Annotated in this window: 26 protein-coding genes and 1 pseudogene; 5 read left to right on the top strand and 22 right to left on the bottom strand. The window is 73.1% G+C overall.

All coding sequences use genetic code 11. From position 1 onward, the window contains the following. Positions 1 to 65 precede the first annotated feature (65 nt). From mutM to ACWEO5_RS25215, 10 genes are all read right to left on the bottom strand, one after another. Positions 66 to 923 (bottom strand): bifunctional DNA-formamidopyrimidine glycosylase/DNA-(apurinic or apyrimidinic site) lyase, encoded by an 858-nt coding sequence (gene mutM, locus ACWEO5_RS25170; protein ID WP_452164546.1) that lies wholly within the window; start codon positions 921 to 923, stop codon positions 66 to 68. Positions 924 to 936: 13 nt separating this feature from the next. Next, positions 937 to 1740: a ribonuclease III gene (gene rnc, locus ACWEO5_RS25175; protein WP_452164547.1), complete on the bottom strand. Its 804-nt coding sequence runs from the start codon at positions 1738 to 1740 to the stop codon at positions 937 to 939. A 20-nt stretch (positions 1741 to 1760) separates the two neighbouring features. Continuing rightward, positions 1761 to 1934 carry a 50S ribosomal protein L32 gene (gene rpmF / locus ACWEO5_RS25180; protein ID WP_033252700.1) on the bottom strand — a complete coding sequence of 58 codons (174 nt, stop codon included), beginning with the start codon at positions 1932 to 1934 and terminating at the stop codon, positions 1761 to 1763. A gap of 49 nt (positions 1935 to 1983) precedes the next feature. Then, on the bottom strand, positions 1984 to 2577 hold the full coding sequence (locus ACWEO5_RS25185; RefSeq protein WP_344554569.1) for a YceD family protein: 594 nt from the start codon (positions 2575 to 2577) through the stop codon (positions 1984 to 1986). Positions 2578 to 2732: 155 nt separating this feature from the next. Continuing rightward, the gene (locus ACWEO5_RS25190) at positions 2733 to 3878 is read right to left on the bottom strand and encodes an ATP synthase F0 subunit B (RefSeq protein WP_452164548.1); all 1146 of its coding nucleotides are present in this window, start codon (positions 3876 to 3878) and stop codon (positions 2733 to 2735) included. A gap of 129 nt (positions 3879 to 4007) precedes the next feature. Continuing rightward, positions 4008 to 4493 (bottom strand): pantetheine-phosphate adenylyltransferase, encoded by a 486-nt coding sequence (gene coaD / locus ACWEO5_RS25195; protein WP_344554571.1) that lies wholly within the window; start codon positions 4491 to 4493, stop codon positions 4008 to 4010. A gap of 32 nt (positions 4494 to 4525) precedes the next feature. Beyond that, on the bottom strand, positions 4526 to 5110 hold the full coding sequence (gene rsmD / locus ACWEO5_RS25200; protein WP_452164549.1) for a 16S rRNA (guanine(966)-N(2))-methyltransferase RsmD: 585 nt from the start codon (positions 5108 to 5110) through the stop codon (positions 4526 to 4528). 94 nt (positions 5111 to 5204) lie between these two features. After that, positions 5205 to 5714, bottom strand: a complete 510-nt coding sequence (locus ACWEO5_RS25205; protein ID WP_452164550.1) for a hypothetical protein — start codon at positions 5712 to 5714, stop codon at positions 5205 to 5207. A gap of 105 nt (positions 5715 to 5819) precedes the next feature. Next, positions 5820 to 8021 carry an ATP-dependent DNA helicase RecG gene (gene recG, locus ACWEO5_RS25210; protein WP_452164551.1) on the bottom strand — a complete coding sequence of 734 codons (2202 nt, stop codon included), beginning with the start codon at positions 8019 to 8021 and terminating at the stop codon, positions 5820 to 5822. A gap of 37 nt (positions 8022 to 8058) precedes the next feature. Continuing rightward, entirely contained in the window at positions 8059 to 9666 is a 1608-nt protein-coding gene (locus tag ACWEO5_RS25215; protein ID WP_452164552.1) for a DAK2 domain-containing protein, read from the bottom strand. Between the two features lie 243 nt (positions 9667 to 9909). On the opposite strand from ACWEO5_RS25215, the gene rpmB reads away from it, so the two are divergent. Further along, positions 9910 to 10095: a 50S ribosomal protein L28 gene (gene rpmB / locus ACWEO5_RS25220; protein WP_014138233.1), complete on the top strand. Its 186-nt coding sequence runs from the start codon at positions 9910 to 9912 to the stop codon at positions 10093 to 10095. 335 nt (positions 10096 to 10430) lie between these two features. Here the strand turns inward: rpmB and thiD are convergent, their stop codons facing one another. The 3 genes from thiD to ACWEO5_RS25235 form a co-directional block, all read right to left on the bottom strand. Then, entirely contained in the window at positions 10431 to 11240 is an 810-nt protein-coding gene (thiD, locus tag ACWEO5_RS25225; protein ID WP_452164553.1) for a bifunctional hydroxymethylpyrimidine kinase/phosphomethylpyrimidine kinase, read from the bottom strand. A gap of 31 nt (positions 11241 to 11271) precedes the next feature. Further along, complete coding sequence (locus ACWEO5_RS25230) at positions 11272 to 12297, bottom strand: 6-phosphofructokinase (protein ID WP_344554577.1); 1026 nt, start codon at positions 12295 to 12297, stop codon at positions 11272 to 11274. A 127-nt stretch (positions 12298 to 12424) separates the two neighbouring features. After that, positions 12425 to 13393 (bottom strand): thiamine-phosphate kinase, encoded by a 969-nt coding sequence (locus ACWEO5_RS25235; RefSeq protein ID WP_344554578.1) that lies wholly within the window; start codon positions 13391 to 13393, stop codon positions 12425 to 12427. A gap of 191 nt (positions 13394 to 13584) precedes the next feature. Between ACWEO5_RS25235 and ACWEO5_RS25240 the strand changes: the two genes are divergently transcribed. Then, positions 13585 to 13818 (top strand): Lrp/AsnC ligand binding domain-containing protein, encoded by a 234-nt coding sequence (locus ACWEO5_RS25240; RefSeq protein WP_452164554.1) that lies wholly within the window; start codon positions 13585 to 13587, stop codon positions 13816 to 13818. Positions 13819 to 13837: 19 nt separating this feature from the next. Next, a complete protein-coding gene (locus ACWEO5_RS25245) occupies positions 13838 to 14374 on the top strand; it encodes a DUF3515 family protein (protein WP_452164555.1) in 537 nt (178 codons plus the stop codon). A 16-nt stretch (positions 14375 to 14390) separates the two neighbouring features. On the opposite strand, the gene ACWEO5_RS25250 is transcribed toward ACWEO5_RS25245, so the two are convergent. From ACWEO5_RS25250 to ACWEO5_RS25260, 3 genes are read right to left on the bottom strand one after another with little or no spacing between them, the layout of a single operon-like run. Further along, positions 14391 to 15533, bottom strand: coding sequence for a D-alanine--D-alanine ligase family protein (locus tag ACWEO5_RS25250; protein WP_452164556.1), 1143 nt, complete (start codon positions 15531 to 15533; stop codon positions 14391 to 14393). 30 nt (positions 15534 to 15563) lie between these two features. Next, the gene (locus ACWEO5_RS25255; RefSeq protein WP_452164565.1) at positions 15564 to 16547 is read right to left on the bottom strand and encodes an NAD(P)H-dependent glycerol-3-phosphate dehydrogenase; all 984 of its coding nucleotides are present in this window, start codon (positions 16545 to 16547) and stop codon (positions 15564 to 15566) included. Positions 16548 to 16561: 14 nt separating this feature from the next. After that, the gene (locus tag ACWEO5_RS25260; protein ID WP_452164557.1) at positions 16562 to 17362 is read right to left on the bottom strand and encodes a lysophospholipid acyltransferase family protein; all 801 of its coding nucleotides are present in this window, start codon (positions 17360 to 17362) and stop codon (positions 16562 to 16564) included. A 216-nt stretch (positions 17363 to 17578) separates the two neighbouring features. On the opposite strand from ACWEO5_RS25260, the pseudogene cofC reads away from it, so the two are divergent. Beyond that, positions 17579 to 18256 (top strand): annotated as a pseudogene (gene cofC, locus ACWEO5_RS25265) (2-phospho-L-lactate guanylyltransferase); the annotation flags it as partial. 335 nt (positions 18257 to 18591) lie between these two features. On the opposite strand, the gene ACWEO5_RS25270 reads toward cofC, so the two are convergent. Beyond that, the gene (locus ACWEO5_RS25270) at positions 18592 to 18984 is read right to left on the bottom strand and encodes a hypothetical protein (protein WP_452164558.1); all 393 of its coding nucleotides are present in this window, start codon (positions 18982 to 18984) and stop codon (positions 18592 to 18594) included. Further along, positions 18981 to 19226: a hypothetical protein gene (locus ACWEO5_RS25275; protein WP_344554584.1), complete on the bottom strand. Its 246-nt coding sequence runs from the start codon at positions 19224 to 19226 to the stop codon at positions 18981 to 18983. Before ACWEO5_RS25275 ends, ACWEO5_RS25270 begins: the two co-directional genes overlap by 4 nt. A gap of 145 nt (positions 19227 to 19371) precedes the next feature. Here ACWEO5_RS25275 and ACWEO5_RS25280 point away from each other — a divergent pair, with 145 nt between their 5' ends. Then, positions 19372 to 20112 (top strand): GntR family transcriptional regulator, encoded by a 741-nt coding sequence (locus tag ACWEO5_RS25280; RefSeq protein WP_452164559.1) that lies wholly within the window; start codon positions 19372 to 19374, stop codon positions 20110 to 20112. 257 nt (positions 20113 to 20369) lie between these two features. Here the strand turns inward: ACWEO5_RS25280 and ACWEO5_RS25285 are convergent, their stop codons facing one another. From ACWEO5_RS25285 to leuC, 4 genes are all read right to left on the bottom strand, one after another. Continuing rightward, the gene (locus tag ACWEO5_RS25285; RefSeq protein WP_176190143.1) at positions 20370 to 21047 is read right to left on the bottom strand and encodes an HU family DNA-binding protein; all 678 of its coding nucleotides are present in this window, start codon (positions 21045 to 21047) and stop codon (positions 20370 to 20372) included. A gap of 133 nt (positions 21048 to 21180) precedes the next feature. Next, positions 21181 to 21471, bottom strand: a complete 291-nt coding sequence (locus ACWEO5_RS25290; protein WP_380274669.1) for an SCO5555 family protein — start codon at positions 21469 to 21471, stop codon at positions 21181 to 21183. Positions 21472 to 21605: 134 nt separating this feature from the next. Then, positions 21606 to 22202, bottom strand: a complete 597-nt coding sequence (gene leuD / locus ACWEO5_RS25295) for a 3-isopropylmalate dehydratase small subunit (RefSeq protein WP_452164560.1) — start codon at positions 22200 to 22202, stop codon at positions 21606 to 21608. Positions 22203 to 22206: 4 nt separating this feature from the next. Then, entirely contained in the window at positions 22207 to 23628 is a 1422-nt protein-coding gene (gene leuC, locus ACWEO5_RS25300) for a 3-isopropylmalate dehydratase large subunit (RefSeq protein WP_344554588.1), read from the bottom strand. Positions 23629 to 23828: the final 200 nt, after the last annotated feature.

A 23828-nucleotide genomic window follows, 5' to 3' on the forward strand; every position in this document is an offset into this window, starting at 1 on the left:
GCGGCCCGGCCGCCGGGCCGCGGCGACCGGGAGGGCCGGGCGGGCGGGAGGGCCGGGCGGGCGGATCAGGCCCGGGGCGGGCGCTGGCAGGCGGGGCAGGAGTAGCTGGAGCGGTTCATCCAGGCGTCGCGGCGCATCGCGGTGCCGCAGCGGCGGCAGGGCTGCCCCTCGCGGCCGTAGGCGTCGAGGTCGCGGGAGAAGTAGCCGCTCTCGCCGTTGACGTTGACGTACATCGAGTCGAAGCTGGTGCCGCCGACGGCCAGCGCCGCCGTCATGACGTCCCGGGCGTGGCCGAGCAGTTCGAGCGCGGCGGGGCGGGTCAGGGTGGCGGTGGGGCGGTCGAAGTGCAGGCGGCTGCGCCAGAGCGCCTCGTCGGCGTAGATGTTGCCGACGCCGCTGACCAGGGTCTGGTCGAGCAGGGCGCGCTTGACGGTGGTGCGCTTGGCGCGCAGGGCGCGGGCGAAGGCGTCGTCGTCGAAGCGGGCGTCGAGCGGGTCGCGGGCGATGTGGGCGAGCGAGAGCGGGGTGGACTCGGGGTCGTCGGCCTCGGCCTCCTCGACGGCGAGGCCGCCGAAGGTGCGCTGGTCGACGAAGCGCAGTTCGGTGCCGCCGTCGGTGAACCTCAGCCGGGCCCGCAGGTGCACGGAGTCGGCCATCTCCGGTTCCTGGACGAGGAGTTGGCCGCTCATCCCGAGGTGGCCGATCAGCGAGAGGCCGTCGCCGAGCGGCACCCACAGGTACTTGCCGCGGCGCTGCGGTGCGCCGAGGGTGCGGCCGCGCAGCAGCGCGGTGAACTCGTCGGCGCCGCCCGCCTGGCGGCGGACGGCCCGCGGGTGCAGCACCTGGACGTCGCCGACGGTGCGTCCGGCGGCCCAGCGGGCCAGACCGCGGCGGACGACCTCGACCTCGGGCAGTTCGGGCACGGCGCGTCCGCGCTCAGACCGTCGCGGCGGATTCGCCGGCGGGCCGCACGGCCTGTTCGGCCTCGTGCTTGGCCTTGATGGAGCGCCAGGCGGACTCGGCGGCCTTCTGCTCGGCTTCCTTCTTCGAGCGTCCGCTGCCGGAGCCGTAGTCCTGGCCGGCCACCCGGGCGGCGGCGGTGAAGGTCTTCTCGTGGTCCGGGCCGGATTCGGCGACCACGTACTCGGGGACGCCCAGGCCGACGGAGGCGGTGAGCTCCTGGAGGCTGGTCTTCCAGTCGAGTCCGGCGCCGAGCTGCGCGGATTCCGCGATCAGCGGGTCGAACAGGCGGTGGACGAACTCGGTGGCCGCGTCCAGGCCCTGGTCGAGGTAGGTCGCGCCGATCACGGCCTCGACGGTGTCCGCGAGGATCGACGACTTGTCGCGGCCGCCGGTGCCCTCCTCGCCCTTGCCCAGGCGGATGAAGGCCCCGAGGTCCAGGCCGCGGCCGACCTCGGCGAGCGCGCGGGAGTTGACCACCGCGGCGCGGAGCTTGGCGAGCGTGCCCTCGGCGACCTCCGGGTGGAGGCGGTAGAGGGTGTCGGTCACCACGAGGCCCAGCACCGAGTCGCCGAGGAACTCCAGGCGCTCGTTGGTGGGCAGCCCGCCGTTCTCGTAGGCGTACGAGCGGTGGGTCAGGGCGCGTACCAGAAGGGCGCGCTCAAGTGAGTACCCGAGGCGCCCTTCCAGGACGTCGTATTCGGTCGAAGCCGGCCCGCCGCCCCTACCCCCGTTGGTCCCGGGGTCCGGCTTGCGGGGGGAACTGCCAGTGTCCGACATCGATCCGTGCACCCCGCCGATCAGACCGAGAGGACCTGGCGACGGTTGTACGTGCCGCAGGTCGGGCACGCGGTGTGCCCGAGCTTCGGCTCGTGGCAGCGGTCGCACGCGACGAGCGCGGGCACGACAGCCTTCCAGTTGGAACGGCGGTGACGCGTGTTGCTGCGCGACATCTTCCGCTTCGGAACAGCCACGGTAAATCTCCTGGTTCTACGGCGGGGCCCTCACGGGTACCGCTGTGTCTTATTCCTCGTCACCCTCGTCGCCGGGGGCGGCGGAGAGTCCCTGCAGAGCCGCCCACCGGGGGTCGGCGGCGTCGTGGTGGTGCGCCGGGTCGTCGCTCAGGCGGGCTCCGCACTCGGAGCACAGACCCAGGCAGTCGTCCTGGCACACCGGCTGCAGCGGCAGTGCGAGCACCACCGCGTCACGCAGCACCGGCTGGAGGTCGAACAGGTCGCCCTCCAGGCGGTAAGTCTCGTCCTCGGACTCCTCGTCGAAGTCGTCCCCCGCGATCGCGCGGTGACGCTCCTCGGACTCCGGGTAGTAGTAGAGCTCCTGGAAGTCGACCTCCAGGTCGTCCTCCACCGGCTCCAGGCAGCGGGAGCACTCGCCGGTGACGTGGGCCTCGGCGGTGCCGGTGACCAGCACGCCCTCGACCACCGACTCCATGCGGAGCTCCAGCGCGATCTCGCTCTTCTCGGGAACGCCGATCACGTCCGCGATGCCGAGCTCCGCCGGGGCCTCCAGGGTGCGGGTCACCTTGCGCAGCGATCCGGGGCGACGGCCGAGCTCGTGCGTGTCGAACACGAGGGGGTCGCGGTGGTCGAGGCGGTTCAAGGTTTCCTGACTTCCTGGGCGGCGGCGCGCATCCCTGCGCGGCGCGGAGTTTCGGTTTCTGCGGCGGCCCGGCGAGCGGGCACACGGCGAACCCGGCACGAACAGGCCGGAGTGGTCAGACTACCGGAGAGTCCGCGCCGAACCCAACTCGCCCCTCAGCGGCCGCCCAGCTCCCGCAGCCTGGTCATGTCGATCATGCTGGTGTCGAAGAAGCTGGTCTCGTCCAACCCGCCCTGCTGCTGGGGCAGCTGGGCCTGCTGCTGGGGCTGCTGCTGGTAGCCGTACGGGTCGACGGGCAGCGGGTTGCCCCACTGGTCGAAGCCCTGCGGCTGCTGGTACTGCGGCTGCTGGTAGTACGGGTCGACCGGCTGCTGGTGCCCGTAGGGCTGGCCGTACGGGTCGGTCTGCGGGGCCGCGGCCGGGTCGTAGCCGCCGCCGTACACCTCGGCGTACTGCGGGGTCTGCGGGGTCTGCGGCTGGGCGTACGGGTCCTCGCCGGGCTGCTGCCAGCCGGCCGCGGCCGGGGTCTGCTCGGGCCAGCTCTGCTGCTGCGGGACGTCGGCGTACCAGTTCTGCTGGTCGTCCTCGGCGCCGAAGCCGGCCGCCACCGCCTCGGCGCGGTCCTTGAGCTGCTGGGCCTCGTCGGCGGCGGCCAGGTAGGCGCCCAGCTCGTCGATCGGGGCCTTGCCGAGCAGCTTGTCGCGGCCCTTGCCGACCGCCTCCAGGGTGGCGGAGAGCACCGCCTCCAGGGTGGCCAGCTTCACGTCGACGTACTCGTCGGCCTCCGGGCTGGGGCTGATCCGGGGCCGGAACTCCTCGCCGTCGTCGGCGCCGTCCGCCTCCGGCTCGTACACCCCGGAGTCGCCGCGCAGCTTGTGCCGGCCGCGGCCGACCGCGCCGAGCGTCTTGGTCAGCACCACCTCGAAGTTGGCCAGCTTGGAGTCGACGTAGTCGTCGGCCTCGGCCCGCTTGGTGTGCTCCTCGGCCCGCGCCTCGGCGAGGATCCGGTCCGCCTCGGCCTGGGCCTGCCGGACCACCTCGGTGTCGGAGATCAGCGAGCCGCGCTCGTCGTGCGCGCCGCGGATGATCTGGTCGGCCTGGGCCTGGGCGTCGGCCACCATCTGCTGGTGGTCGGCCACCACCGACTGGGCCTGCGCGAGTTCGGCGGGCATCGCCTCGCGCAGGTCGCGGAGCAGTCCGGTCAACTCGGCACGGTTGACCACGCAGGACGACGACATCGGCATCGCCTTGGCCCTCTCGACCACGGCGATGATCTCGTCGAGTTTCTGCTGCACGTCCACGGGCGTCTTCAGTCTTTCCGTGTGCCGCCGAGGTGCGGCGGAGGCAGTGCCCGAAGACCGCTGGGTGCGGCCCCGGGGCCGGGAGTACAGACTGTACGGCCACTCACCCCGCCGCCCGCAACGCCCGGGTCAGTTGCGGCGTTCGGCGATCCGCTCGACCAGCCGCCGGTGCACCACGGGGGGCAGCAGGTGGGAGACGTCGCCGCCCAGCGAGGCCACTTCCTTGACCAGGCTGGAGGAGAGGAAGCTGTACGTCGGCGAGGTCGGCACGAAGAGCGTCTCCACGCCGGTCAGCCCGTGGTTCATCTGGGCCATCTGGAGCTCGTAGTCGAAGTCGCCGGCCGCCCGCAGGCCCTTGATGATCGCCGGGATGCCGCGCTCGCGGCAGAAGTCCACCAGCAGGCCGCTGTGCGACTCCACCTCGATGTTGCCCAGGTGCGCGGTGGTCTCCGCGATCAGGGCGATCCGCTCGTCGACGGAGAACATGCCCTGCTTGTTGCGGTTGATCAGCACCGCCACGTGCACCACGTCGTACAGCTTGGAGGCCCGCTCGATGATGTCGAGGTGTCCGTTGGTGATGGGGTCGAAGGACCCCGGACAGACGGCGCGGCGCATGCGTGTGCTCCCTTGTGGGGCGGGATGTTCTGCTACGAGTCTTGGTCAGCCCCGTCGGCGGCGCGACCGTACCAGAGCGTGCCCTCGCCGTACTTGCGCGAACGCAGCCCCTCGAAACCGTCCGGCCAACCGAACTCGCCGCCCCGGGTGCTGCGTTCCACGGTGACGAGAACGTGCTCGGACAGCCAGCCCCCCGAGCGGAGTGTGGCCAACATCTCGCGCAGCACGGCGTCCTCGACCGCGTACGGCGGGTCCAGGAACACCAGGTCGTACGGCTCGGCCGGGGGCGCCCCCGCGATCACCTTCTCGGCCTTCTCGGCCCGCACCTCGGCACCGGGCAGGCCCAGCGTCCGGACGTTCTCCCGGACGGTGCGGACCGCGCCCGCGTCGGCCTCCACCAGCAGGGCGTGCGCGGCCCCGCGGGAGAGCGCCTCCAGCCCGACCGCGCCGCTGCCCGCGAACAGGTCCAGCATCCGGGCGCCGGCGATCGGGCCGAACAGCGCCTCGACGGTGGAGAACATCGCCTCCCGCGCCTTGTCGGACGTCGGGCGGGTGTTCCGACCGGGCGGCGCGGCGAGCGGGCGGCCTCCGGCACGGCCGGCGATCACGCGAGGCATGGCGTTGGGTCCTTTGCGGGTGGGGGGTGCTGCGCGCCCGACCCTAGCCGACCGCGGCGGCGGCGACCGGGCGCGCGGCACCCCCCGTCAGGGCCTACTCGCTGGACGCGGCGCCGAGCAGCGTCGGCGAGGCGTAGCGCGACCAGGACAGGCAGCCGTCCGGCGGGCAGTACTCGGGGCGGCGCGGGTCGTGGCCGAGCTCGCGCAGCTTGGTGCGGACGGAGTCGGGCGTGCGGCCGTAGCGGGCGGCGATCCGGGCGATGGTGTCGCCGTCGTGGAAGCGGCGCACCAGCTCCTCCTCGTGCTGCGGCACCCAGGGGGAGCCGTGGCCGGGGTAGAGCTCGCGGAGCACGTCCCGGTCGGGGATCGGCTCGGAGACGTCGGCGACGATGGCCAGCGCGCGCAGGGCGCGGTTGAGCGCGATCCGCAGCGAGGCGACGTCCTCCACCGGGAGGCGGAGCTTGCCGGAGGCGACCGGGTTGGCGGGGTCCCCCTCGCGCCAGCCGGTCAGGGTGAGGGCGACTTCGCGGTCGTCCTCGCTGGCGACCTCGATCCGGAAGACCTTGTCGCCGAGCGGGAGCTCGTTGAGGTGACGGAATGCCATGCAATGACCCCCAATTCTCGTGCCGGGGACGCACCGTGGAGTGCGCCCCGAACAACTACATTCTCTCCCGGGGCACTGACAATCGGGGTGTCCGAACGACCCGCCTCAGCCCTTCTCCAGGTACTCCGCGCGGTCCTCGTCGAGCAGGCTCTCCAGCGCGGTGCGCAGCTCGGGGTGGGCCTCCAGCGCGGGGTCGGCGGCGACCAGCCGGGTGGCCTCGGCCCGGGCGGTGGCGATGACCTCCTCGTCCTCCAGCACCGAGAGCACCTTGAGCGAGGACTTCACGCCGGACTGGGCCTGGCCGAGCACGTCGCCCTCGCGGCGCTGTTCGAGGTCGATCCGGGAGAGCGCGAAGCCGTCCAGGGTGCCGGCCACCGCGTCCAGCCGGGCCCGGGCGGCGCTGGCCGCGGGCATGTCGCTGACCAGCAGGCAGAGCCCGGCGGCGGAGCCGCGGCCGACCCGGCCGCGCAGCTGGTGCAGCTGGGAGACGCCGAACCGGTCGGCGTCCATGATCACCATGACGGTGGAGTTCGGCACGTTGACGCCGACCTCGATCACGGTGGTGGCGACCAGCACGTCCACCTCGCCGGCGGCGAAGCGGCGCATCACGTCGTCCTTGGCCTCGGGGGCGAGCCGGCCGTGCAGGATCTCCACCCGCAGCCCGGCCAGCGGGCCCTTGGCGAGCTGCTCGGCGGTCTCCACCACGGCCAGCGGCGGCCGCCGCTCCTCGCCGTCGGCGCCACCGACCTCCTCGGGCTCCTCCTTGCGCTTCTTCTTCCCCTTCGCCGGCTCCTCCTCGTCCCCGATCCGCGGGCAGACCACGTACGCCTGGTGGCCCTTGCCGACCTCCTCGCGGACCCGCTCCCAGGCCCGGACGAGGAAGTTGGGCTTCTCCAGCGCCGGAACGACGTGGGTGGAGATCGGCGAGCGGCCGGACGGCAGCTGGTCCAGGACGGAGGTCTCCAGGTCGCCGAAGACGGTCATCGCGACGGTGCGCGGGATCGGCGTGGCGGTCATCACCAGCAGGTGCGGGGGCTGCTCGCCCTTGGCCCGCAGCGCGTCGCGCTGCTCGACGCCGAAGCGGTGCTGCTCGTCGACGACGACCAGGCCGAGGTCGGCGAACTGCACCCTGTCCTCGATCAGGGCGTGCGTGCCGATGGCGATGCCGGCCTTGCCGGAGGCCATGTCGAGCAGCGCGCCGCGGCGGGCGGCGGCGCCCATCGAGCCGGTGAGCAGGGCGACCCGGGTGCCGGTCTCGGAGCCGCCGATCATCCCGGCCTCGGCGAGGTCGCCCATCATCTCGGTGATCGAGCGGTGGTGCTGCTGGGCGAGCACCTCGGTGGGGGCGAGCAGCACGGCCTGCCCGCCGGTGTCGACCACGGCGAGCATGGCGCGCAGCGCGACCAGCGTCTTCCCGGAGCCGACCTCGCCCTGGAGCAGCCGGTGCATCGGGTGCTCGGTGGCCAGGTCGGCGAAGATCTCGGCGCAGACCTTGCGCTGGCCGTCGGTGAGGGTGAAGGGCAGCCGGGCGTCGAAGGCGTCCAGCACGCCGCCGGGAACGGGGCGGCGCGGGACGGCGGGCAGCGCGGAGTCGGCGGCCCGGCGCTGGGCGAGGGCGACCTGGAGGACGAACGCCTCGTCCCAGCGCAGCCGGTTCTGGGCGCGCTCCCGCTCCACCTGGTCGTGCGGGCGGTGGATCAGTTCCAGCGCCTCGGGCAGCGGGATCAGGCCGTGCTCGGCGCGCAGTTCGGCGGGCAGCGGTTCGCCGACGTCGGCCAGGTGCTTGGTGAGCGCCATCTCGACGCAGAGCGCGAGCTTCCAGCTGGGCATCTGGGCACTGGCCGGGTAGACCGGGATGAGCCGGCCGGCGAACTGCTTCGCCGCCGAGGAGCCCTCCTCGTCGTCGATCAACTGGTAGTCGGGCGAGGCGAGTTGGCGGGTGCGGTTGAACAGGCCGACCTTGCCCGCGAACAGGCCCTGCTGGCCGGGGCGGAGCTCCTTCTGCCGCCAGCCCTGGTTGAAGAACACCAGCGAGAGCCTGGAGCGGCCGTCGGTGACCACCACCTCCAGCCGGTCGCCCTTGCGGCCGCGGAACGGGATCAGGGTGACCTTCTCGATCCGGGCCAGCACGGTGACGTGCTCGTCCACCTCCAGCTCGTCCAGGCTGGTGAGCTGCCCGCGCTCGACGTACCGGCGCGGGTAGTGGTGCAGCAGGTCGCCGACCGTGCGCAGCTTGAGACCGTCGGCCAGCACCTTCGCGGTGCGGTCGCCGACCAGTTCCTTCAGCGGTTCATCGAGAGCGCCCATGGCGTCCCATTTCACACCACCGGAGTGACGCTCCGGCTCACTCCACCCCGATGAGCAGCGGCACGGCCTCCCGGCCGCCCCGGTAGGCGACGGTGTCCACCTCGGGGCGGGTGCGCCGGGCGTGCGCGATCAGCCGGTCGGCGAGGTCCGCGGGGGCCTCCTCGCCGAGCACCAGGGTGACCAGTTCGCCGCTGGCCGCGATCATCCGGTCGAGCACGGTGAGCGCGGTCTCGGTGAGGTCGGTGCCGATCACCGCGACGTCGCCGTCGATCAGGCCGAGCACGTCGCCGGCCTGGCAGACGCCCGCCATCGTCCAGGACTCGCCCTCGGCGACGGCCAGTTCGGCGTACCGGGTGGCGCCGGCGGCGGAAGTCATCGCCACCACGTCCTCGTCGAAGCGCCGCCCGGCGTCGTGCACGGCCAGCGCGGCCAGGCCCTGCACCGGGGAACGGGTGGGCAGCACGGCGATCCGCACGCCCTCCTCGCGCAGCTGGTCGGCGGCGGCGCCGGCGGCCGGGCGCAGTTCGGGGTCGTTGAGCAGCAGCACCACCTCGCGGGCCCCGCAGCGGTGCACGGCGGCGACCAGTTCGGCGCTGACAGGCGGACGGTCCGGGTCGGCCTCCAGCACCACCGATCCGGCCTGCCCGCACAGCTGCGCCAGCCCGCTGCCGGTGACCACGCTGAGCACCGCCCGCCCGTGCGAGACGGTCTCCTCCCGCTCGCCGGAGCGGGCCGCGGCCTCGGCGAAGTGGGTGATCCTGATCCGGTGCGGCCGCCCGGCCTCGACGCCCGCCTCGACGGCCGCGCCCGCGTCGTCCACGTGCACGTGGACGTTCCACAGGCCGTCCCCGCCGCCGATCACCAGCGAGTCGCCGAGCCGGCCGAGCCGTTCGCGCAGCACCGGCAGCTGTTCGTCCTCGGCCTCCAGCAGGTAGATCACCTCGAACGCGGGGTGGCCCGAGCCCGGCGCCCGCTCGTAGCTCTCGCAGCCGTCCAGCACCAGCGGGTCCAGTTCGCGGCGCAGCGCGACCGGCCCCATCGGCTGCTGCCCGGAGACGGCGTCCACCAGCGCGCCCAGCACCGCGACCAGGCCCCGGCCGCCCGCGTCCACCACGCCCGCCTCGGCCAGCACGGAGAGCTGGTCGGGGGTGAGCAGCAGCGCCTGCCGGGCCGCCCGGTACGCCTCCTGGGCCTGTCCGGTCAGTCCGTCCGCGCCGCCGGCCGCCTCCGCGGCGGCGGCGGCGACCGTCAGCAGGGTGCCCTCGACCGGCACCGCGACGGCCTGGTACGCCGAGCGGGCGCCGTGGTCGAGCGCGGCGGCCAGTTCGCCGCCGCCGGCCAGCACCTCGGCCATGCCGCGCAGCCACTGCGCCAGGATCACGCCGGAGTTCCCGCGGGCCCCGATCAGCGCGCCGCGGGCGGCGGCGGTCGCGGCGGCGGCCAGTCCGGGCTCCTCGGCGGCGGCGAACACCGCGTCCAGCGCCTCGGCGGCGGACTCCACCGTCAGGTAGAGGTTCGTCCCGGTGTCGCCGTCCGGAACCGGGTACACGTTCAGCGCGTCGATCTCCTCGCGGGCCTGGCCGAGGGCCGCCAGCGCGAGCCGGCACCAGGTGCGGACGGCCGGGGCGTCGAGGGTGTCCAGCACCAGGTCTCCTCCGGATGAACGCCACGGGAACACGACAGGACGCGGTGGCGAGGGGCGATGCTGGCAGGTTATCGGCCCCCGCGGGGGTGCCCGCCGCAGGCTCGTGCCCAGCTCGGGGCAACGATCACCCCCGCGATCGTGGTAGTTTCGTTGAGCGGGAGTCACCGTTGTATGCTCTCCCGGTTGCCTGGAGCACCCCGGGCTAGTGACAAGTACCTGATCTGAAGTCTTGGAGTGACTCCTGTGGCTGCCAACTGTGACGTCTGCGGCAAGGGCCCGGGCTTCGGCAACAGCATTTCCCACTCGCACCGCCGCACCCCCCGTCGTTGGAACCCCAACATCCAGACGGTGCGCGCTGTGATCGGGCGGACGCCGAAGCGGCTCAACGTCTGCACCTCGTGCATCAAGGCCGGTAAGGTCTCGCGCTGACGCGCAGACCGGTAACCCGGTCACCAGCTTTCCCCGAAAGCCGACCACGCCCCTCCGGGGGACCGTGGTCGGCTTTCGGCTTTCGGGAACGGCGGGTCGATGCTGCGCATGGGCCCCGTCAGGGGCTTGGGGAACGGCGGGTCGATGCTGCGTAGTGGCCCCGTCAGGGGCCCGGGGAACGGCGGGTCGATGCTGCTGGCGGCCGGAGCCCATCGAAGGTCCGTGCTGCTGCGTGTAGTAACAAGAACCAGAAGCAGACGCGCTGGGCGGCAGTGCACCGTCAGCAGCCACGGCCTCGCCGTTCCCCGAGCCCCTGGTCTGCCCCCTTCGCCCGCCTAGGAGTTCCGGGCCCGCCAGAAGTGGTCCACCGGCCCGATGCCGGAACCGAGCGCGAAGCCGTGCGCGATCGCGCCGGTGACGTACGCCTTGGCGTGGGCGACGGCTCGCGGCATCAGGTCCCCGAGGGCGAGCCGCGCGGCGATCGCGCTGGCGAGGGTGCAGCCGGTGCCGTGGGTGTGGCGGTTGTCGTGGCGGGGGGCGCGGTACCAGTGGGTCTCGCCGTCGGGGCCGAGCAGCAGGTCGGCGGCCTCGCCCTCCAGGTGGCCGCCCTTGATCAGGGCCCAGTCGGGGCCGAGGTCGCGCAGCGCCTTCGCGGCGTCGAGCATCTCGCTCTCGCCGGTGACGGTGCGCCCGGTGAGCTGGGTCACCTCGTGCAGGTTGGGGGTGGCGAGGGTGGCGACCGGCAGCAGCCGGGTCCGGAGGGTGTCGACGGCGTTCGCGGCGAGCAGCGCGTCGCCGTGCTTGGAGACGCCGACGGGGTCGACCACGACGGGGGCGGGGGCGTCGGCGAGCAGCGCGGAGACGGTCTCGACGAGTTCGACCGAGGCGAGCATGCCGGTCTTGACGGCCTGGACGCCGATGTCGTCGACGACGCTGCGGTACTGGGCGCGGACGGCTTCGGCGGGCAGTTCCCAGTAGCCCTGGACGCCGAGCGAGTTCTGCGCGGTGACGGCGGTGATGACGCTCATGCCGTGGACGCCGAGCGCGAGCATGGCCTTGAGGTCGGCCTGGATGCCCGCACCGCCGCCGCTGTCGGAGCCGGCGACGGTGAGGACTCGGGGCGGGGCGGCGGTTTCGGTGCTCATGCGCCCCAACCTACCGATCCGGCCCGGCGGGTCAGAGCACGGCCTCGGATTCGATCCAGCGGTCCTGCGGGACGGTCTTGAGCTGGACGACGGCGTCGGCGATCGGGGTGAGGTGGATCTCGGTGCCGCGCAGCGCGGTGAAGTGCCCGAACGCGCCCTTGTGGACGGCCTCGACGGCGTGCCAGCCGAAGCGGGTGGCGAGCACCCGGTCGAGCGCGGTGGGGGTGCCGCCGCGCTGGGTGTGGCCGAGGATGACCGGCCGGGCCTCCTTGCCGAGCAGGTTCTCCAGTTCGATGGCGAGCCGGGTGCCGATGCCGCCGAAGGTCTGGTGGCCGAACTGGTCGACCTGGCCGTGCTCGAAGCGCAGCGTGCCGGGCAGCGGCTGGGCACCCTCGGCGACGGCGATGATGGCGAACTTCTTGCCGCGCTGGAAGCGCTCCTCGATCATCCGGGCGACGGCCTCGATGTCGAAGGGCTTCTCCGGGATGAGGATGCCGTGGGCGCCGCCGGCCATGCCCGCGGTGAGGGTGATCCAGCCGGTGTGGCGGCCCATCAGCTCGACGACCATCACCCGCTGGTGGGACTCGGCGGTGGTCTTGAGCCGGTCGATGGCCTCGGTGGCGACGTGCACGGCGGTGTCGAAGCCGAAGGTGACGTCGGTGGCGTCGATGTCGTTGTCGATGGTCTTGGGGACGGCGACCACGGGCAGTCCGGCGTCGCTGAACAGCTTGGCGGCGGTGAGGGTGCCCTCGCCGCCGATCGCGATCAGCGCCTCGATGCCGAGCTTGGCGGCGAGTTCGCGGGAGTTCTCGACGGCCCAGCGGATCTTCTCGCGCTGCACCCGGGCGGAGCCGAGGACGGTGCCGCCGAGGGTGAGCAGGCCGGTGACGTCCTCGTGCGTGATGGGCCGGGCCCGCCCCTCGATCAGGCCGAGGAAGCCGTCCTCGATGCCGAGGATCTCGTCGCCGTGCACGTCGGTGCCGCGGTGCACGATCGAGCGGATGACCGCGTTGAGGCCGGGGCAGTCGCCGCCGCTGGTGAGAACGCCGATTCGCATGGTGGCTGTGCTCCTGCTCCTGGGGGTGCGCCCCCGCGTACGTAGGTGGACCGGACCGTCGACGCTGTCGGTCCGCCCGACAGGCGCAACACTACGCGCTCGGGGGCGCCCCGCCGGGGAAGGGCGGCTACTGCTCGGCGAAGTGGTCCCAGCCCGCGGTGCGGTCCCAGGGGGCGCCGTCGACGGTGACGGTGCCGCCGCGGCCGGGGCGGGCGGTGCGCACGACCTCGCCGATCACCCGCCAGCGGGCGGGCAGCGCGGTCGACTTGGGGAAGGTCGCGACGATGGCGTGGTCCTCCCCGCCGGAGAGCACCCACACCAGCGGGTCGACGCCGACGGCCTGCCCGATGTCGGCCATCTGCGCGGGGACGTCGAAGTCGGCGGCGCGCAGGTCGATGTCGACGTCGCTGGCCCGGGCGACGTGGCCGAGGTCGGCGACCAGGCCGTCGGAGACGTCGACCATGGCGGTGGCGCCGAGCTCGCTGGCGGCGGGGCCGGCGTGGTACGGCGGTTCGGGGCGGCGGTGGGCCTCGACGAAGGCGCGCGGGGAGCGGAAGCCGCGCTGCAGGACGGTCAGCCCGGCGGCGGACCAGCCGAGCCAGCCGGTCACCGCGACCACGTCCCCGACCTGCGCGCCGGAACGCACCACCGGGCGCCGGCCCTGCAGGTCGCCGAGCGCGGTGATGGCCAGCGTGATGGTGTCGCCGCGCACCACGTCGCCGCCGACCACGGTGGCGCCGGCCACCTGGCACTCGTCGCGCAGCCCGTCCATCAGCTCGGTGGCCCAGGTGGTGGGCAGGTCGGCGGGGGTGACCAGGCCGAGCAGCAGGGCGGTCGGGACGGCGCCCATCGCGGCGATGTCGGCGAGGTTCTGCGCCGCGCACTTGCGGCCGACGTCGTACGCGGTGGACCAGTCGCGGCGGAAGTGCCGGCCCTCGATCAGCACGTCGGTGGTGGCCACCACCCGGCCGTCGGGCGCCTTGACCACGGCCGCGTCGTCGCCGGGCCCGAGCTCCACCGCCGGGGTCATCGGCAGCCGTGCGGTCAGCTCCCGGATGAGCCCGAACTCGCCGAGTTCGCCCACGGTCCCCTGCATCAGCCCGTCCTCCGCGTTCCCCGTGTTTGTCCGATTAGGTGTGCGCCCCGTGCCGCGGGGCCCCCGCCCCCGCGCCCGCAGCGTACGCCTTCCGGGCCTTCCGGGGTCTCCCCCGTCCGTGTGGTCGCGCGGTAGCGTGGTGATCAGACTGCCGGTCGCAACTCCCCCACCCAGCCGCCTGGAGGTCCACCGTGGTGCAGGCGTACATCCTGATCCAGACCGAGGTGGGCAAAGCCACCTCGGTGGCCGAGTCCGTCGCCAAGATCGCCGGGGTGATCACCGCCGAGGACGTGACGGGTCCGTACGACGTGATCGTCCGGGCCGAGGCGGAGTCGATCGACGAACTGGGCCGCCTGGTGGTGGCCAACGTCCAACAGGTGGAGGGCATCACCCGCACCCTGACCTGTCCGGTGGTGCGGCTGTAAGACGGCCTACCATCGTGCGGTGGCCTACCGCGACCTGTTGAACCGCCTGCCCGCCCCGGTGCGCTGGCTGGCGCCGCCCGCCGCGCTGCTGGCCGTCACGGCGGGGCTGGTCGCCGCCTGGAGCGGCGAGCCGGACGTCACCCCGCCGGTGCCGGACGCCGGGGCCGCCCGGTACTGCGCGGCGCTGGACGCCGCGCTGCCCGCCGACGTCCTGGGGCACGCCCGCAAGGACCCGTCCCCGGCCTCCCCGTACACCGCCGCCTGGGCGTCCTCCCCGCGCACCGTGCTGACCTGCGGCGGGGACCGGCCGGACTTCCTGAACGACGGCACCCGCAAGGGCCCGTGCGTCAACGAGGTCAGCTGGGGGATGACCGAGGACGGCGGGGGCGGCTACCGGTTCGCCACCGGGCTGCGCGCGGCGTACGTGGTGGTGGAGGTCCCCGAGGGGGCGTACGGCAACTACGCGGACCCGCTGGCGTACCTCGCCGACGCCGTCCGGTCGACCGTCCCGACCATCGACGGGAAGGCCGACTCGGACTGCCTGGACGGGTCCTGACCGGGCCCGGCCGGGCCTAGCGCAGGCCGGTGGAGCGGCGCAGCGCGGCGGCCAGCAGGCGGTCGATCAGTTCGGCGTAGGGCACGCCGGTGGCCTCCCACATCTTGGGGTAGGCCGAGATGGGGGTGAAGCCGGGCATGGTGTTGATCTCGTTGACCATCCACCGGCCGTCGGCCAGCAGGAAGAAGTCGACCCGGGCCAGGCCCTCGCAGCCGAGGCCCTCGAACACCTCGACGGCCTGCCGGCGGATCCCGGCCCGCTCCTCGTCGGTGAGCTCGGCGGGGATCCGGACCTCGGAGGAGTCGATGTACTTGGCCTCGAAGTCGTAGAACTCGAAGTCCCCGTCGACCAGCACCTCGGCGGGCACCGAGGCGCGCGGGCCGTCCTCGAACTCCAGCACGCCGCACTCGACCTCGCGGCCCTCGACGCCCTTCTCCACGATGACCTTGGGGTCGTGGCGGCGGGCCTCCTCGACCGCGGCGTCCAGGTCGGCGAGGTCCTTGACCTTGGTGATGCCGATCGAGGAGCCGGCCCGGCAGGGCTTGACGAACAGCGGCAGGCCGAGCGCGGCGATCCGCTCGCGGGCGGCGGTGCGGCCGGCCTCGGACTCCCACTCGCGCGGCTTGAGCACCGTGTACTCGCCCGCGTACAGGCCGAGCGACTCGATGATCCGCTTGGTGAACTCCTTGTCCATGCCGACCGCGGAGGCCAGCACGCCGGAGCCGACGTACGGGACGCCGGAGAGCTCCAGCAGGCCCTGCAGGGTGCCGTCCTCGCCCCACGGTCCGTGCAGCAGCGGGAGCACCACGTCGACCTCGCCGAGGACCTTCGGCGCGGCACCGGGCTCGCTCCACACCACGTTCCGGTCGCCGGGGGCGAGCGGCAGCGCCACCTGGCCCTCGGTGGACTCGGCGACCTGGTCGACGTCCGGCATCCGGCCGTCGGTGATGGCCATCCGGGCGGGTTCGTCGCCGACCAGGGCCCAGCGGCCCTCGTGGGTGATGCCGATCGGCAGCACCTCGTACTTGCTGCGGTCGATCGAGCGCAGCACGCTGGCGGCGGTGACCACGGACACGCCGTGCTCGGAGCTGCGGCCGCCGAAGACGATCGCGACGCGCGGCTTGGCCGCCTGGTTCGGGGTGGTCTGTTCGATGCTCATATCGGCGTTGAGACTACCGTCCGATTCCGGTCAGCGGCGCTCAGGCTTGGCCGAACGGGACATCAGTCCCTTCAGCACCTCCTGGGTCGGCCGCCCCTTGTGCACCACGTCCACCACGGCCTCCACGATCGGCATGTCGACGCCGTTGCGCCGGGCCAGGTCGAGCACCGATTCGCAGGACTTCACGCCCTCCGCGGTCTGGCTGGTGGCGGCGATGGTCTCGGCCAGCGTCATGCCGCGGCCCAGGTTGGTGCCGAAGGTGTTGTTCCGGGACAGCGGCGAGGAGCAGGTCGCCACCAGGTCGCCCATCCCGGCCAGCCCGGCGAAGGTGTGCGGGTCCGCGCCGAGCGTCAGGCCCAGCCGGGTGGTCTCGGCCAGCCCGCGGGTGATCAGCGTCGCCTTGGTGTTGTCGCCCAGGCCCATGCCGTTGGCCATGCCGACCGCCAGGCCGATCACGTTCTTCACCGCGCCGCCCAGCTCGCAGCCCACCACGTCGGTGTTGGTGTACGGGCGGAAGTACGGGGTGTGGCAGGCCCGCTGGAAGCGCTTGGCGACCTCCTCGTCGGTGCAGGCCACCACCGTCGCGGCGGGCTGCCGGTTGGCGATCTCGCCGGCCAGGTTCGGCCCCGACACCACCACGACCCGCTCCGGGCCGACCCCGGCGACCTCGGCGATCACCTCGCTCATCCGCTTCACGGTGCCCAGCTCGACGCCCTTCATCAGGCTCACCAGGGCGGTCTGCGGCTCGATCAGCGGCGCCCAGAGCGCGAGGTTGTCGCGCAGCGTCTGGGACGGCACCGAGAGCACCGCGAAGTCCGCCCCGGCCAGCGCCTCGGCGGCGTCGGTGGTGGCCCGGATGGCCGCGGGCAGCTCCAGCTCCGGCAGGTAGTCCCGGTTCACGTGCTCCCGGTCGATCGCCTCGACCAGCTCCCGGCGGCGGCCCCACAGGGTCACCTCGCAGCCCGCGTCGGCCAGGATCATCGCGAAGACGGTGCCCCAGGAGCCCGTCCCCATCACCGCGCAGCGGGTCACCGGCCGCCCTCCTCGGCGGCGCGCCCGCCCTTGGCCCGGGCCGCCGCGGCCCGGTCCCTGGCGGCCTTGCGCATGTCGTAGCGCTCCTCGGGGGCCTGCTCGCCGCGGATCTCCTCCAGCACGGCGGTGATCGCCGCCATGATGTCGTCGGTGGCGTCCTTGAGCACCTGGGCGGTGATCTCCCGGCCCTGGTACCGGCTCAGGTCGACCGCGGGGCCCGCCGCGACGATCACCCGGTGCCGGGGGAACAGCCGGTACTTGCCCTTGCCCTTGCCGTACGGCGGGATGATCTCGTGCGCGCCCCAGTGCGCCACCGGGATCACCGGCGCGCCCGTCATCAGCGCGACCCGGGCCGCGCCGCTCTTGCCGGTCATCGGCCACAGGCCCGGGTCCCGGGTGAGGGTGCCCTCCGGGTAGAACTGCACGCACTGGCCGCCGTTGACCGCGTCGATCGCGGCCCGGAACGCCTCGGCGGCGTCGGTGGACTCCCGGAACACCGGGATCTGGCCGGTCTTGCGCAGCATGAAGCCGATGAACGGCACCGAGAACAGCGAGGACTTCGCGAGGATCCGCGGCGGGCGGCCCGAGTTGTACTGCCAGTGCGCGTAGAACACCGGGTCGATCACCGAGTTGTGGTTCACCGCGGCGATGAACCCGGTCTTCTCGGGCAGGTGCTCCCAGCCGCGCCAGTCCGCCTTTGCCAGGGCGTTGGTCACCGGCTTCACGAGCACCGCCGCGAAGCGGTACCAGATCCCGTAGTCGGCGTTTCCGAACCTGGCGTTAGAGCGGCGGGCCACCCCTGCTCCTCCTCATTCGTGCGGCGCCCCGTAACTGCGCCGCGGTCTCTCTTCGCCGGGGCCGACCAGCGGCTCCGGGGCGCCGACCAGTCTCGCCCGGGAGCCGAGCCTGTGTCGAGCAGCCACCACCGCCACCGGTCGACCCGTCCCCGCCCGCCGCCCCGGGCGCCGGGACACGCTGGCCAGGGCTCCCCGGCCGACGCCACAATGGCGCCGATGACAGAGGACACCGTACGCCCCGCCGCCGCCGGGTCGACCGCCCCGGTAGGGCCGCGGGCCGAGGGGGCCGGAACGCGACCCGGCTGGTCGGTGGTCGTCCCGGTCAAGCCGCTCGCCGCGGCGAAGAGCCGACTGGCCGCGCTCGGCGCGCTCCGGCCCAGGCTGGCGCTCGCGTTCGCGCTCGACACCGTCGCCGCCGCGCTGGCCTGCCCCGCGGTCGGACGCGTCCTGGTGGTCACCCGGGACCCGCGCGCCGCCGGAGCGCTGCGCGCGCTGGGGGCCGAGGTGCTGGACGACGAGCCCGGCGGCCTCAACCCGGCGCTCGCGCACGGCGCCGCGACCGCCCACCGCCGCTTCCCCCGCTCCCCCGTCACCACCCTCTCCGCGGACCTGCCGGCCCTGCGGCCGACCGAACTCGCCCGGGTGCTGGCCGCGGTGCCCGCCCGGGGCCGGGCCTTCCTCGCCGACGCCCCCGGCACCGGCACCGTGCTGCTGGCCGGGCCGCCGCGCGAACCGCTGCGCCCCGCGTTCGGGCCGGGCTCCCGGGACGCCCACCTGGCCGGCGGCGCCGCCGAGCTCCGGCTGGCCGACGCCCCCTCCGTCCGCCGGGACGTCGACACCCCGGCGGACCTGGCCGCCGCCCACCTGCTGGGCCTCGGCCCGGCCACCGCCGCCCTGCTCCGAAGCCCTATGCTGGCTCCCATGCAGGCCACCGCGTTCAGCTTCGACCCCACGACCCGCTCCGGCTCGGTCCTGCTCGACGACGGCACCCCCGTCCCCTTCGACGCACCGGCCTTCGACGCCGGCGGCCTGCGGCTGCTGCGCGCGGGCCAGCGCGTCCGGATCCGCACCGCCGGCGAGGGCGCCGAGCGCCGGGTGGTCTTCCTCACCCTGCAGACCTTCCCGGACCCGGAAGCCGACTGATCCGGCAGCCGCCTGATCCGGCAGCCGACCACCCCTGAAGCCGACCGCTCCGGCAGCCGGCTGACCCGCTCTCGGCTGACCCGCCCTCAGGCGCTCCGCCGGTAGCGGGGCACCGGGCCGCCGCCGGCCCCCGAGCCGTCCAGCCGCAGCGCGGCGACCTCCGGGGAGTCGACCAACTTCAGTGGGGCCACGGCCAGTTGGGCCAGCCCGCCGCCGCCCGGGACGACACTGATCAGCCGGGTGCGCCCGAGCAGCGCGAAGCCGAGCTGGAGCCGGCCGTCCCGCGCCAGGAACGCCTCGGTGCGCTCGACCGCGCCCGGGCCGAAGAAGTAGCGGTACGCCTCGAACTGCGTCCAGCCCAGCGGGAGGGCGTTCAGCGTCCACCAGAGCGAGCCGAGGGCGGGGGCCAGCGAGGGGAACGAGGTCGGTTCGGTGATCTCCCCGATGGCCACGGTGTAACCGGGCGGCGTGTTCTTCACGACGACTCCTGGGGTGGGTCGAATTCGGCCCAGACGGTGTGGGTGCGCGCGCGGTAGCGGTGCCCGTAGCGGTCGGCCCGGCCGAGGAGGTCGAGGACCCTCCGGTGGTCGTGGGTCTCCGGCTCCCCCGGCAGCTCCGCCTCCACTCGGTAACCACCGCCGGGCAGCTGGATGATCCTGGCTTCGGCTCCGGTGGCCGCCGCGAGCCCGGACGCAAGGTCGAACACGCTCGTGCTCCGCACGCGCCGCACCTCTCCCCGAAGTTGGCCTGTCACGCAGGGTGAATCTAAAGCATTAGATTGCACCTGATGCATTAGATTGTCAAGCTGAACCACCCGGCCCGCCGCCGACCGCGGCGGGCCCCCGTCCTCCACCGGGAGAAGCCAGATGCCCAAGCAGGACCCGCCGTACCTCCGCATCGCGGACCACCTGCGCCGCCGGGTGCTGGGCGGGGAGTGGAAGCTCGGCGAGCGGCTGCCGTCCCGGGCCAAGATGGCCAAGAGCTACGAGGTGGGGACGAACGTGATCCAGCGGGCCCAGGAAGTCCTCATCTCCGAGGGCCTGTTGGAGGGCAAGACCGGCTCGGGCACCTACCTGCGGCCGCCGGTGCCGCGCCTGCCGATGGTGCGCTCGCGCGCGGTGGCGGACTTCCCCTCCGCGCCGGCGCCCGGCGGCGAGTGGGAGTCGGAGTCCTCGGCCCTCGTCCCGGCCACCGAGGAGGTCGCGCAGCGGCTGCGGATCGAGCCCGGCGAACTGGTGGTGCACACCCTCTACGAGTTCCTGCTGGAGCGGAGGATCGTCCAACTCGCCGACTCCTGGGAGCCGATGGCGCTCACCGACCGCACCTCCGTGACGCTGCCCAGCTACGGCCCGTTCCACGGGCGGACGGTGGTGAACCGGATGGCCTCGCTCGGGATCCGGGTGGTGCGCGCGGTGGAACGGCCGCGCCCGGCGCGGCCCACGGCGGAGCAGGCCGCGCTGCTCGGAATCGGCCCGAACGACCTGGTGACGGTGGTCGAGCGGACCTATCTGGACGACTCCGGGCAGCCGGTGGAGACCGCGGATCTCGTCATTCCGGATTCCCGCTGGGAGATCCGCTACGAGCTGTCACTGGAAGAACCGGAGTAATTCCCCCCGCCCCCGCGATTTCCCCCGCGGCCGGCGCGAACGGACAGCGCGACCGGACAGGGCGACCGGACAGCGCGACCGACCGGCACGAGCGGTCGGCGCGAACGGACAGGGCGGCCGACCGGCACGAGCGGCCGGCGGGGGCGGCGGCCCGGCCGGAAAAGCGGACGCGCCGGACCGGACCCGGGGGACCTCCGGGCCGGACCGGCGCGGCCGACGCCCAGGACACCGGACGGGCCGGTGCCGGGGGCGGGCGACTACTTGGCGGTGGACTTGCGCGCGGTGGTCTTCCGCGTGGCGGTCTTCTTCGCCGGAGCGGTCTTCTTGGCGGTGGCGGTGGTCTTCTTGGCGGCGGCCGCGGTGGTGGTCTTCTTGGCCGCGGTGGTCGCCTTCTTGGTGGCCGCCGCGCTGGTCTTCTTGGCCACCGCGGTCTTGGCGGTGGTGGCCTTCTTGACCGCGGTCTTGGCCGGGGCCGCCTTCTTGGCCGCCGTGGTGGCGGTCTTCTTGGCGGCGGTCTTCTTGGTCGCGGCGGTGCCCGCGGCGGCGGCGCGCTTGGTCGCGGCGCGCTTGGCGGCCGGGGTGGCGGCCACGCCGGACTTGCCCGGGGTGAGCGAGCCCTTGGGCGCCTTCTTGACCGACGGGCCCTCCTTCGGCAGCTTCTTGCTGCCGGAGACGAGGTCCTTGAAGCCCTGGCCGGGACGGAACCGCGGCACCGCGGTCTTCTTGACCTTGACCCGTTCGCCGGTCTGCGGGTTGCGGGCGAAGCGCGCCGAGCGCTCCACCTTCTCGAAGGTGCCGAAACCGGTGACCGAGACGCGGTCACCCGCCACGACGGCACGCACCATGGTGTCGAGCACTGCGTCGACGGCCTCTGCGGCAGCCTTGCGACCGCCCAGCTGCTCGGCCACCGCTTCGACAAGCTGAGCCTTGTTCACGTCTTCCCCTTCGGAAACGGGCGCCGGATGATTCCATCCGTTCTTTTCGCACGTTAGGTATGTATCTGCGGACTTTCAATTACCAAACGCGTGAATCACCCTAGTGTCGCAATGGATTTGCGCATGGAGGTGCTCACCGGGGAGGCATCCGCCCCTCGTCGAGGTCCTGCACAAAGCGACTCAACCGCCGTGCCGCCTCCGGGAGATCGCGCTTCGCGGTCTCGGTGACGATCAGCAGTTGTCGGGTGAGAGCGGTCTTTGCGTCCGTCGACACGTTCAGCGCGTGAACGCGGGCGTGGGCTTGCTTCAACCGCTCGGCCACCAGTGCGTAGAGCAGGGTGACTTCCGAGTCGGCAGCACCGTCCCGGCCGTCCGCGGACGCCGGTTCGCCGTCCTGGTACGGGGGTTCGGGACTGTGGTGCATGCAACGATTGTGCCATCTGTGCGGAGTTGCGCTACACCAGGGTCTATTCCCGGCTGACGAACTCCCCTGCGAACAACGAAGACCCGCCCCGGAGGGGGGCGGGTCTTGTTGTCGGTCCGTCAGAAAGCGGTGTCTCAGGCGACCGGCTGGGTGCGCGGCTTGTAGGAGGGCCGCTTCGCCTCGAACGCGGCGACGTCGGCCTCGTTCTGCAGGGTGATGCTGATGTCGTCCAGGCCGTTCAGCAGCCGCCAGCGCACGTTGTCGTCCAGTTCGAACGGCGCGGTGACGCCCTCGGCCCGGACCTCGCGGGCCTCCAGGTCGACGGTGATCTCGGCGGTCGGGTCGGCCTCGGTCAGCGCCCAGAGCGCCTCCACGGTCTCCTGCGGCAGGACCACCGTGAGCAGGCCGTTCTTCAGCGAGTTCCCGCGGAAGATGTCGGCGAACCGGGAGGAGATGACGGCCTGGAAGCCGTAGTTCTGCAGTGCCCAGACGGCGTGCTCGCGGGACGAGCCGGTGCCGAACTCGGGGCCGGCGACCAGGACGCTGGCGCCCTGGCGCTCGGGCCGGTTCAGGACGAAGGACTCGTCCTTGCGCCACGCCTCGAACAGGCCGTCCTCGAAGCCGGAGCGGGTGACCTTCTTCAGCCAGTGCGCCGGGATGATCTGGTCGGTGTCGACGTTCGAACGGCGCAGCGGGACGGCGCGGCCGGTGTGGGTGGTGAACTTCTCCATGGCGTCAGACCTCCACGGCCACGTTGTCGGTCAGGTCGGACGGTGCGGCCAGCCGGCCCACCAGCGCGGTGGCGGCGGCCACCTGGGGGGAGACCAGGTGGGTGCGGCCGCCCTTGCCCTGACGGCCCTCGAAGTTGCGGTTCGAGGTGGAGGCGCAGCGCTCGCCCGGGGCCAGCTGGTCCGGGTTCATGCCCAGGCACATCGAGCAGCCGGCGTGCCGCCACTCGGCGCCCGCGGCGGTGAAGACCTTGTCCAGGCCCTCCTCGACGGCCTGCAGGGCGACCCGGACGGAGCCGGGGACGACCAGCATCCGCACGCCCTCGGCGATCTTCCGGCCCTCGACGATGGCCGCGGCGGCCCGCAGGTCCTCGATCCGGCCGTTGGTGCAGGAGCCGACGAAGACGGCGTCGACCTTGACCTCGCGCAGCGGGGTGCCGGCCTCCAGGCCCATGTACTTCAGGGCGTTCTCGGCGGCGATCCGCTCCTGCGGGTCCTCGAAGTCCTGCGGGTTCGGGACGTTCGCGCCCAGCGGCGCGCCCTGGCCCGGGTTGGTGCCCCAGGTGACGAACGGGGTCAGCTCGGCGGCGTCGATGAACACCTCGGCGTCGAAGACCGCGTCCTCGTCGGTGGCCAGGGTCTCCCAGTAGGCGACCGCGGCGTCCCAGTCCTCGCCCTGCGGGGCGTGCGGGCGGCCCTGCAGGTAGTCGAAGGTGGTGCGGTCTGGGGCGATCATGCCGGCCCGGGCGCCCGCCTCGATGGACATGTTGCAGATCGTCATCCGGGCCTCCATGGAGAGGCTGCGGATCGCCGAGCCGCGGTACTCCAGGACGTAGCCCTGGCCGCCGCCGGTGCCGATCTTGGTGATCACGGCCAGGATCAGGTCCTTGGCGGTGACGCCCTCGGGCAGTTCGCCCTCGACGGTGATCGCCATGGTCTTGAACGGGGCCAGCGGCAGCGTCTGGGTGGCCAGCACGTGCTCGACCTGGCTGGTGCCGATGCCGAAGGCCAGCGCGCCGAAGGCGCCGTGGGTGGAGGTGTGCGAGTCGCCGCAGACCACCGTCATGCCCGGCTGGGTCAGGCCCAGCTGCGGGCCGACCACGTGCACCACGCCCTGCTCGACGTCGCCCAGCGAGTGGATGCGCACGCCGAACTCGGCGGCGTTCTTGCGCAGCGTCTCCAGCTGGACCCGGGAGACCGGGTCGGCGATCGGCTTGTCGATGTCGAGGGTGGGGGTGTTGTGGTCCTCGGTGGCGATCGTCAGATCGGTCCGGCGGACCGGACGCCCGGCCAGCCGGAGGCCGTCGAACGCCTGCGGGCTGGTCACCTCGTGCAGCAGGTGCAGGTCGATGTAGAGCAGGTCGGGCTCGCCCTCGGCGCGCCGGACGACGTGGTCGTCCCAGACCTTCTCTGCGAGTGTCCGTCCCATCGGATTCCCTCCAGCCGGCCGCTCTGCCGGCCTTCTCGTGATCGTCGAGGTCTTGTCCCGTGCCGCCCTGTGAGGCTCGCTTGGAGTCGCGACCTGCACGCCGGACCGTCCAGGATGCGGACACCGTGGTGGGGTGCCGTCCTGGCTGTCTCCCGGGCTGCTGACTCCAAGAGTGGCGCTTTTCTCGGAAGATTGAACTT

This window comes from Kitasatospora sp. NPDC004272 (assembly GCF_053603035.1).